At 70.0% G+C, this 8,733-nt stretch carries 7 protein-coding genes; 1 reads left to right on the top strand and 6 read right to left on the bottom strand.

The features are described 5' to 3' along the window. Positions 1-109: 109 nt before the first annotated feature. From rpsG to VIB55_RS11235, 6 genes are all read right to left on the bottom strand, one after another. On the bottom strand, positions 110-580 hold the full coding sequence (rpsG, locus tag VIB55_RS11260; RefSeq protein ID WP_331876758.1) for a 30S ribosomal protein S7: 471 nt from the start codon (positions 578-580) through the stop codon (positions 110-112). Positions 581-583: 3 nt separating this feature from the next. Further along, positions 584-1,012 carry a 30S ribosomal protein S12 gene (gene rpsL / locus VIB55_RS11255; protein ID WP_331020777.1) on the bottom strand — a complete coding sequence of 143 codons (429 nt, stop codon included), beginning with the start codon at positions 1,010-1,012 and terminating at the stop codon, positions 584-586. 183 nt (positions 1,013-1,195) lie between these two features. After that, positions 1,196-1,606: a hypothetical protein gene (locus VIB55_RS11250; RefSeq protein WP_331876757.1), complete on the bottom strand. Its 411-nt coding sequence runs from the start codon at positions 1,604-1,606 to the stop codon at positions 1,196-1,198. 133 nt (positions 1,607-1,739) lie between these two features. Next, entirely contained in the window at positions 1,740-3,473 is a 1,734-nt protein-coding gene (locus VIB55_RS11245; RefSeq protein WP_331876756.1) for a methylmalonyl-CoA mutase family protein, read from the bottom strand. Beyond that, on the bottom strand, positions 3,470-4,549 hold the full coding sequence (gene meaB / locus VIB55_RS11240; protein ID WP_331876755.1) for a methylmalonyl Co-A mutase-associated GTPase MeaB: 1,080 nt from the start codon (positions 4,547-4,549) through the stop codon (positions 3,470-3,472). Before meaB ends, VIB55_RS11245 begins: the two co-directional genes overlap by 4 nt. Before the next feature lie 323 nt (positions 4,550-4,872). Then, positions 4,873-6,720 carry a DUF4153 domain-containing protein gene (locus VIB55_RS11235; RefSeq protein WP_331876754.1) on the bottom strand — a complete coding sequence of 616 codons (1,848 nt, stop codon included), beginning with the start codon at positions 6,718-6,720 and terminating at the stop codon, positions 4,873-4,875. Positions 6,721-7,004: 284 nt separating this feature from the next. Between VIB55_RS11235 and VIB55_RS11230 the strand changes: the two genes are divergently transcribed. Further along, positions 7,005-8,360, top strand: a complete 1,356-nt coding sequence (locus VIB55_RS11230) for a sigma-54 dependent transcriptional regulator (protein ID WP_331876753.1) — start codon at positions 7,005-7,007, stop codon at positions 8,358-8,360. Positions 8,361-8,733: the final 373 nt, after the last annotated feature.

Below are 8,733 nucleotides of genomic sequence, written 5' to 3'. Positions count from 1 at the left end.
TTTCGTCTATCGGTAGCGGAAAACACGGGGCGCAAAGGGCAGTTTCGCCCTTCGCGCCGCCGCGGCTTCCTGATCGATCAATTCAGCCGGGCAAGCGCCCGGCCTGCCTTTACCAGCGATAGTGGGCGAACGCCTTGTTGGATTCGGCCATGCGGTGCGTGTCGTCCTTCTTCTTGATGGTCGCGCCCTCGTTGCGGGACGCGGCCAGAAGCTCGGCGGCCAGGCGGTCGGCCATGGTCTTTTCGCCGCGGGCCCGGGCGTAGCCCACCAGCCAGCGCATGGCCAACGCGGTGCGGCGCTCAGGGCGAACCTCGACGGGCACCTGGTAGGTGGCGCCGCCCACGCGGCGGCTCTTCACTTCCAGGACCGGCTTGGCGTTGTTCAGCGCCGTCTTGAAGACCGTTTCGGCGGGCTGGCCGGAACGCTCCTCGAGCGTCTTCATGGCGTTGTAGAAGATGCTCTCGGCCGTGCTCTTCTTGCCGTCGAGCATCAGCGTGTTGACGAACTTGGTCACCGAGTCCGAGCCGTAGACCGGATCCGGGATGATGGGGCGCTTGACGGCGCGTGTGCGGCGGCTCATGGCTTATCTCTTCCCCTTGCCGCCCTTGCCGGCCGGAGCGCCCTTGCCGGCGGGCTGGCCCGGCTTGGGCCGCTTGGCACCGTACTTGGAACGGCTCTGGCGGCGGTCGTTGACTCCGGACGCGTCGAGCGTTCCCCGGATGATGTGGTAGCGGACGCCCGGAAGGTCCTTCACGCGGCCGCCACGGATGAGCACGATGCTGTGCTCCTGCAGGTTGTGCCCCTCGCCCGGGATGTAGGCCGTGACCTCGAACCCGTTGGTCAGACGCACACGCGCGACCTTCCGGAGGGCCGAGTTGGGCTTCTTCGGGGTCGTGGTGTACACGCGCGTGCACACCCCGCGCTTCTGCGGGTTGTTGCGCATCGCGGGCGACTTGCTCTTGTTGATGAGCGTCTGCCGCCCGTGGCGGACCAGCTGGTTGATCGTCGGCATACTGGAAGAAGAACCTGTACAATGGACGAAAAAAGCAGGCGAGGAGCACGGGCTCCCCGCCGTCGCCAACACGCGGTTGTGCGACAGACCGGGAAAAGTAAGGCGATTGCTGGGGTACGTCAAGGGGCCCCGGAGCTCCCGCGCGGGGCGGCGTGAAGGCTGGGCCGCCCGCGGCGCGGGAACTCAGTCACGCAGGAATACGAACGGTGCCGCGGAATACATCACCGTAAGCGTGTCCCCGGAAATGGAACCCCTCATCCTCAGCCTGCCGTCGTCCGCCGCGCGGAATTCCAGGTTCGCGCCGGTGGCCCGGACCACGCCTTTCTCCTCCAACTGGCTGAGTTCGACGATGGAGCCCGCCGTCTCGCGGTTGTCGAGGACGAAGGTGAACGAGCTGTCGCGGTTGATCCGCACCCGGCCGGCCAGGATCTCCCACCTGTATACGCCGTTGTCGCCATAAACGCCGGGGATGCTGATCCCCGCCGCCGTCTTCAGCGTGTAGCGCCCGGTGAGCCCGTCCCCGGGGCCGGTACCGCCGTCTCCGCAGCCCGCGAGGAACACCGCGAGCGCCACCAGCATCGCAACCTTCCGCATCGCAACTCTCTTGAAAATGTGTATGGCACGCGCCGGAACGTCGTCAGGGCCGTGGGCCACTGGAACTGGCCACGACCCCGGCGCGTCCGCCCGTCTCCGGCTCTGTCTCCAACCTCCGTCTCGCCCGGCGCGATCAGAAGAAGACCGGCTCCTGGTAGGCGCCGAAGACCTCTTCCATCGCCGCGCGGATCTCGTACAGCGTGGCGTAGGCGCGGACGGCGTCGAGCATGGCCGGAACCACGTTCTCGGTGGTGCGCGCCACCTGCTTCAGGTGCTCCAGGGCGGCATCTACCTGCGCCTGGTCGCGGCGCTGGCGCATGGCGGCCATCCGCTCGCGCTGACGCAGCTCGGCTTCTTCGGTGATCTTGAGCAGCGGGATCTGCAGCTCCTCGCCTTCGACCGTGAAGTCGTTCACGCCCACGATGGTGCGCTCCCCCCGCTCGATCTCCAGCTGCTGCCGGAAGGCGCTGCGGGCGATCTCGCGCTGGAAGTAGCCCACCTCGATGCCCGGCACCACGCCGCCCAGCTTGTCGATCTCGGCGAAGATGCGCTCGGCCTCGGCCTCCATCTGGTCGGTGAGCGCCTCCACGTAGTACGAGCCGGCCAGCGGGTCGATCGTGTTCGGAACGCCCGTCTCGTACGCCAGGATCTGCTGCGTCCGCAGCGCCACCTGCACCGCCCTTTCCGTCGGCAGGGCCAGCGTCTCGTCCATCGAATTGGTGTGCAGCGATTGCGTGCCGCCCAGCACCGCGGCCATGGCCTGGTAGGCCACGCGGACGATGTTGTTTTCCGGCTGCTGCGCGGTGAGCGTCACCCCCGCCGTCTGCGCGTGGGTGCGCAGCCGCCAGCTCTCGGGGTTCTTGGCGCCGAACTCGTCGCGCAGGTGGCGCGCCCAGATGCGGCGGGCCGCGCGGAACTTGGCGATTTCCTCGAAGAAGTCGTTGTGGACGTCCCAGAAGAAGGAGAGGCGCGGCGCGAAGTCGTCCACGTCCAGCCCCCGCTCCACGCCGCGGCGCACGTATTCCAGCCCGTTCTTGAGCGTGTACGCCAGCTCCTGCACCGCGGTGGAGCCCGCCTCGCGGATGTGGTAGCCGCTGATGGAGATGGGGTTGTACTTGGGCGCTTCCTTCGACGCCCACTCGAACATGTCCTCGATCAGCCGCAGCGCCGGCTCGGGCGGGTACACCCAGGCGTGCTGGGCCTGGTACTCCTTGAGGATGTCGTTCTGCACCGTGCCGCGAAGCTGGCTGAACGACACGCCCTGCCGCTCGGCCGCCACCACGTAGAAGCAGAACAGGATGATGGCCGGACCGTTGATGGTCATCGACACGGACACCTTGTCCAGCGGGATGCCGTCAAACAGCGTTTCCATGTCGTCGAGCGACGAGATGGCCACGCCGCACTTGCCCACCTCGCCCAGCGACCGCGGGTGGTCGCTGTCGTATCCCATCAGCGTGGGAAAGTCGAACGCGACCGAAAGCCCGGTCTGCCCGCGCTTGAGCAGGAAGTGGTAGCGCTCGTTCGTCTCCTCGGCCGTGCCGAAGCCGGCGAACTGGCGCATGGTCCACAGCCGCGTGCGGTACATCGTGCCGTACGGCCCGCGGGTGAACGGGTACTCGCCCGGCAGGCCGATGCGCTCCGCGTAGTACGCCGCTTCTTCGGGCGCGGGGCGCGGGCGGTCGAGCGGCGTGTACAGCGGCTCCACCTCGACGCCCGACACGGTGGTGAACGAGGCGTCGCGGGCGCCGGTGCGCTCGTACGCGCCCTCCCAGGCGGCCAGATCGGCCTTCAGCCGCTCGATTTCGCGGTCCTTTTCGTCCAGGGCGCGGACCAGGTCGGGAGAGACGTTGTGCTCGACGGTGCTCATGTTGGTCCTCCGGCGGGGCCCAGCCCCAGTTGGTTCACGATGAGGTCGGCGACGGCGTACGGCGACACTTCTCCCCCTTCGAGCGCGGCGAGGTGCGACTCCAGGATGTGCTCGCCCGGGCCCCGCTGCCAGGCCAGGCGACGCAACCGCCGCTCCACCACGGCGCGCACCCGCTCCGCCAGGCGCGCCTGGCGGCGTCGGCTCAGCTCGCCCGACTCGTGCAGATACACCCGATGCTGGTCCAGCGTTCGCGCCAGCTCCTCGAGCCCTTCTCCGCTCTGCGCGACTGTCTTGAGCACGGGGATGGCCCATTCCCCGTGCTGCTCGGCCGCGGCCTTCACCCCTTCGCGCGCGGCCTTCTGCACGGACTTGAGGCTGACGCCGTGATGCCCCGCGTTCGTGGGCATGTCGCCCAGGCGCATGTGGAGCATCACCTCGATCTCCTGCGCCAGGCGGTCGGCCCCGGGGCGGTCGGCCTTGTTGATGACGAAGATGTCGGCCACCTCCATCAATCCCGCCTTCATGGCCTGGATGCTGTCTCCCGATTCCGGGACCAGGACCACGACCGACGTATCCGCCGTCCCCGCGATCTCCAGCTCCGACTGGCCCACGCCCACCGTTTCCAGCACCACGCGGTCGTAGCCGTAGGCGTCCAGCAGGTCGGCGACTTCCTTGGTGGTGGTCGCCAGCCCGCCCAGGTGGCCTCGCGTCGCCATCGACCGGATGAAGATCCCCGGGTCGGTGGAGATGTTGGTCATCCGGATGCGGTCGCCCAGCAGCGCCCCGCCCGTGAACGGCGACGACGGGTCCACCGCGACGATGCCGATGCGCTCGTCCAGCGTGCGCAGGTGAAGCGCCAGCTTGGAGGTGAGCGTGGACTTGCCCGCGCCCGGAGGCCCGGTGATGCCGACGCGGTGCGCGCGGCCCATGTCGGCGTGCAGGTCGTGAAGCACGCGCTCGAACCCCGCGCGTCCGTTTTCGACGATGGAGATGGCGCGCGCGAGCGCGGTACGCTGCCCGGCGCGGAAGCCCGTGAGCAGGTCGGCGTGGGGCGCGGCTTGGATTTCGGCGGTCATGCGGTGAAAGTGCCGAAAACGCTGGCTTTGTGTCAAGCGAGCGAACGATCGAACGGAGTGCGAAAGTGCGAGAGTGCGAGAGTGCGAAAGTGCGAAAGTGCGAAAGTGCGAAAGTGCGAAAGTGCGAAAGTGCGAGAGTGCGAGAGTGCGAAAGTGGCACTTGCAACTCCTCTCGCCCAGGCGCACCCGGCTACGCGTGCAGTCCGCGAAGGCGGACTTTGTGATGTTCCAGACGCGACTTCAGTCGCCCCAGCAGGACCGGGCACCCGCGACTCTGCTCGTCACCCCACTCGAGGGCAGGGCGCCCCGCCCTCGGCGCGTTCCTATTGGGGGAGCACCAGGTAGCCCCGTACCTGCCGCACGACCGTTCCCGGCGTTGGCGGCGTACGGTTCACCGCCGTGGCCGTGTCCGCGACCTGCATCGTGCCTTCGTCCATTCTGGGCCCGCCCACGGTGATGGTTTCCATCAGCAGCTGCGCCCGGACCCGGCCCTGCGCATCCACCAGCGGCAGGAGCGCAGCGGACGACGGGAGCTTGGCCTGGGGGCCCATCCACCCATCACAGTCGCTCGTCCGGGTTGCCATCGCCTGCTGCCGGATGCGCGCGAGCGACACCTCGGCCCGCCATCCCGCGCCTTCAATGCCAAAGCGCTCGCCGGCGAGCGTCACCCGGTACGCGGTTCCCTGCGCCTCGATTTGGGTGGACCGCCCGTCCTCTGCCGAGACGGGGACGATCACGCCGCCCATCACTCCCGCGATGCCGCCCTCCCAGCCGATGGGGGCGGCGCGCCACGTCTCGTCGCGGCCGCAGCCACGCCGCAGGCCCAGCTCCCTGGCCACCTCCCATGGGCTGACGCTGTCCGGAAGGGACGGAACGACGGCCACCAGCGCCCGCCGGCCGTGCGCTTCCAGCAGGTAGCGCGTGCTGCCCACGACGCGTTCGTAGAGCGCGCTGTCCAGCGTAACCGTGTCCCCCGGCAGCCGCCGCGGATCGATTCGGGCCTCGGCCAGCGCGGTGCGAAGGCGGGCGGTCTGGTCGCGCTTCGACACGGCCAGGGCGCCCCACGGGCCGATGGCGCCGATCAGCAGCGCCGCGGCCATCACCACGGGAATTGTGGACATCAGCGGCGGACGGCGGCCCACCAGGCGGAGGGTGCCCAGCACGGCGAGGATGGAGAGGACCACCAGGACGGTGACGCGCAGGTAGCGGAACTCCGTCCATCCGTACTGGCCCAGCCGCTCCAGCACGGCCCAGAACGCCAGCGGCAGCAGGGGAAGCAGCAGCGCCGGCATCCACCGCACCAGCAGCGCCAGCCCGCGGTGCTCGTCGTCGCCGTGCACCGGCTCCAGCAGCACGGCGCCCACGAAGCCGATCATCCCCGCCGCGATCACCAGCGGCGAGACGAGGTTCTTGGGCAGCTCGCCCGTGGCCAGCACCTTCAGGGCGTACGCGTACAGGATCAGCAGGTAGATGACCAGCACCGGCGCGTACAGCCATCTTCCCAGCCGGCTGACGGCCAGGGGCACCCCGGCATCCGCGGGCGGGGCGATCAGGCGATGGGTACCGCCGACGAAGATCCACGGCGCCACCGCGAAGAACACCACGCCCGCCAGATCGCCGAACAGGTGCTCGGGGGTCCGGAGATCGAACAGGTTCACCACGGCGCCGCACGCGCCCGCCAGGATGGCGTACAGCGCCACGGAGTAGAGCACCACGCCCACCAGCCGTTCCGCCAGCCGCCACGCGAACGACCACGAGCGGCGGCGGTCGCGCTCGCGCCAGGGCAGCCCCGCGGTCATCCCCAGCACCAGCGCCGCCGCGGCGGCCAGCATGAACCACCGCCACCCGTGGGCGGAGCGGTCGGGATCCATCCACAGCGCTCCGAACGCGGCGCACACGCCCAGCACCGCGGCGGTCGCCCCCCACCGCGCCGCGGCGGAGATGACGCCTCGCGCCCGCAGCACGCTGGCGGCGAACACCAGAGGAAGGGCGATCGCCACGGCGGTCGCCACGCGCACCCACCACGTCTCCCCGTCGGCGGAGTTGCGGAGCCAGACGGAAAAGGTGACGGACGCCAGCACGCCGAGAAGCACTTCGACCGGTGCGCTGGTGGCGGCGGCGCGCGCGTCGGCGGCGTACGCGCGGAGCGTCCGGGAGAGTGGATTGGGCATCGGGGGGCGTGGGAGGGAGCAGGGAACGGTGGGCGCTACGCTTGAACGTGGCCGCGCGTGGCCGCCGGTGTCAACGACCGCGCGCGTGGACGCCGTTCAGCGGGTGTCCGCGTTCAGGTCGGCGACGGTGCGCGAAATGGACGGAAACCGTCACGTTGCGTCGCGCTCCACACCTGCAGGTCACTCGCCGCATTCCGCGCCGTTGCTGGGAAACCTTCCCATCTGCCGAATTTTGTGACATGCTTCTGCCGGGGGCGCCGTCACATTTTGCAAACTGAGGGTGGATGGCGGATCGCACGGTCCTGCTGATCGGGGATGATGCGGAGGTTCGCGACGCCGTGCGCGCCGCCTGCGAGCGTGCGGGCGCGGCGTTGAGCGCGGCGGCGACGCTCGGAGATGGATTGCGCGCGCTCTCCGCCACGCGGCACGATGCGACGGTGCTGCTGGCGTCGGCGGTGGACGAGGACGGGGCCGTGATCCGCCGGATCGCGGCGGCGCCCAACGCGGGGACGCTGGTGCTGGTGGCACGCACGCCGTCGCTGCGCCTGGCCATCGAGGCCCCGCGCCTGGGCGCGGCCGAGCTGCTGACCGTTCCGCTGGACGTGGACCGCTTGGCCGCCCTGCTCTCCCCCGCCCCGCCCGCCGGCGACGTCGTCCCGCTTCCCCGGCTGACGGCTGGATCGGGGGACGAGCTGGTGGGGAGCAGCCCCGCGCTGATCGAGGCATTCCAGACCGTCGGCAGGGTGGCGGCGAGCGATGCCACGGTGCTGGTGACGGGCGAGTCGGGTACCGGCAAGGAGCTGGTCGCCCGCGCGCTGCACGCCGCGAGTGGGCGGGCGGGCGGCGCGTTCGTGGCCGTCAACTGCGCCGCGATTCCCGAGGACCTGCTGGAAAGCGAGCTGTTCGGGCACGAGCGCGGGGCGTTCACGGGCGCCGTCGCGCGCAAGGTGGGCCGGTTCGAGCGGGCGAACGGCGGCACGCTGTTCCTGGATGAGATCGGAGACATGAGCCTGGTGCTGCAGGCCAAGATCCTCCGGGCGCTGCAGGAGCGGGAGATCGAGCGGCTGGGGGGCGAGGAGCGCATTCGCCTGAACGTGCGCGTGGTGGCGGCAACCCACCGCGACCTGCCGTCACTCATCGCCTCGGGCGACTTTCGCGAAGACCTCTTCTATCGCCTGGCCGTGGTGAGGCTGCACCTGCCGGCCCTGCGCGAGCGCCCGGGCGACGTGCGCGCCCTGGCGCTGCACTACGCGGCGCGCTTCGCGGGCGAGCACGGCCGGGAGCTGCGCGGCATCGCCGACGCGGCCATGCGCAGCCTGGAGGCCCACGCGTGGCCGGGCAATGTCCGCGAGTTGCGCAACGTGCTGGAGCGCGCGGTGCTGCTGGCGCCGGGCGACGTGCTGCAGGTGGAGCACCTTCAGCTGGGGCCCGCGGCGGCTCCAGTGAAGGCGGCGGAGGGTGGGGCCGAGTCGCTGCCCGGATACTCGAAAGGGATGACGATGGCACAGGTGGAGGCGCTTCACATCGGCCAGGTGCTGCGGCAGGTGGACGGGCACTTCGGGCGCGCCGCGGAGATCCTGGACATGCACCGCAACACCGTTTCGCGCAAAGCCATCGAGTACGGCGTGATCCCGGGGTGAATCTCCGAAGCTCCTCGACAGGCGCGAGATCTGTTATCCTGAGCCCGGCGCACCAATCCCGCCCGTAGCACCTGCTTCGCGGGCCGAAGGATCCAACGTGATCCACTCCTCAACTTGGGCGCGGCAGCGGTCACCGTCGCCGAGGCCTCGGCTGCCGTGGGGCCCTCACCCCGCCGCGCTGACACGCGTGCGACCCTCTCCCACAAACAGCGTGTGGGAGAGGGGGTACACTTCGGGGTGTGGCGTTTCGACTTGGCCCGGCGCATGCCTCGGCCGCCCCCCATCCCCAGCCCGTCCCCCGCAAACTGCGCGGGGGTAGGGAGCCCGTCGAGGCGCGCGCGGCCTGCCGTCGTGCAATCGAATTCTCCTCTCC

Origin of the sequence: Longimicrobium sp. (assembly GCF_036554565.1) — a bacterium.
Taxonomy (GTDB): Bacteria; Gemmatimonadota; Gemmatimonadetes; order Longimicrobiales; family Longimicrobiaceae; genus Longimicrobium.
The sequence above is the reverse complement of the archived record's forward strand: the minus strand, read 5'-3'. Positions and strand labels throughout refer to the sequence as shown.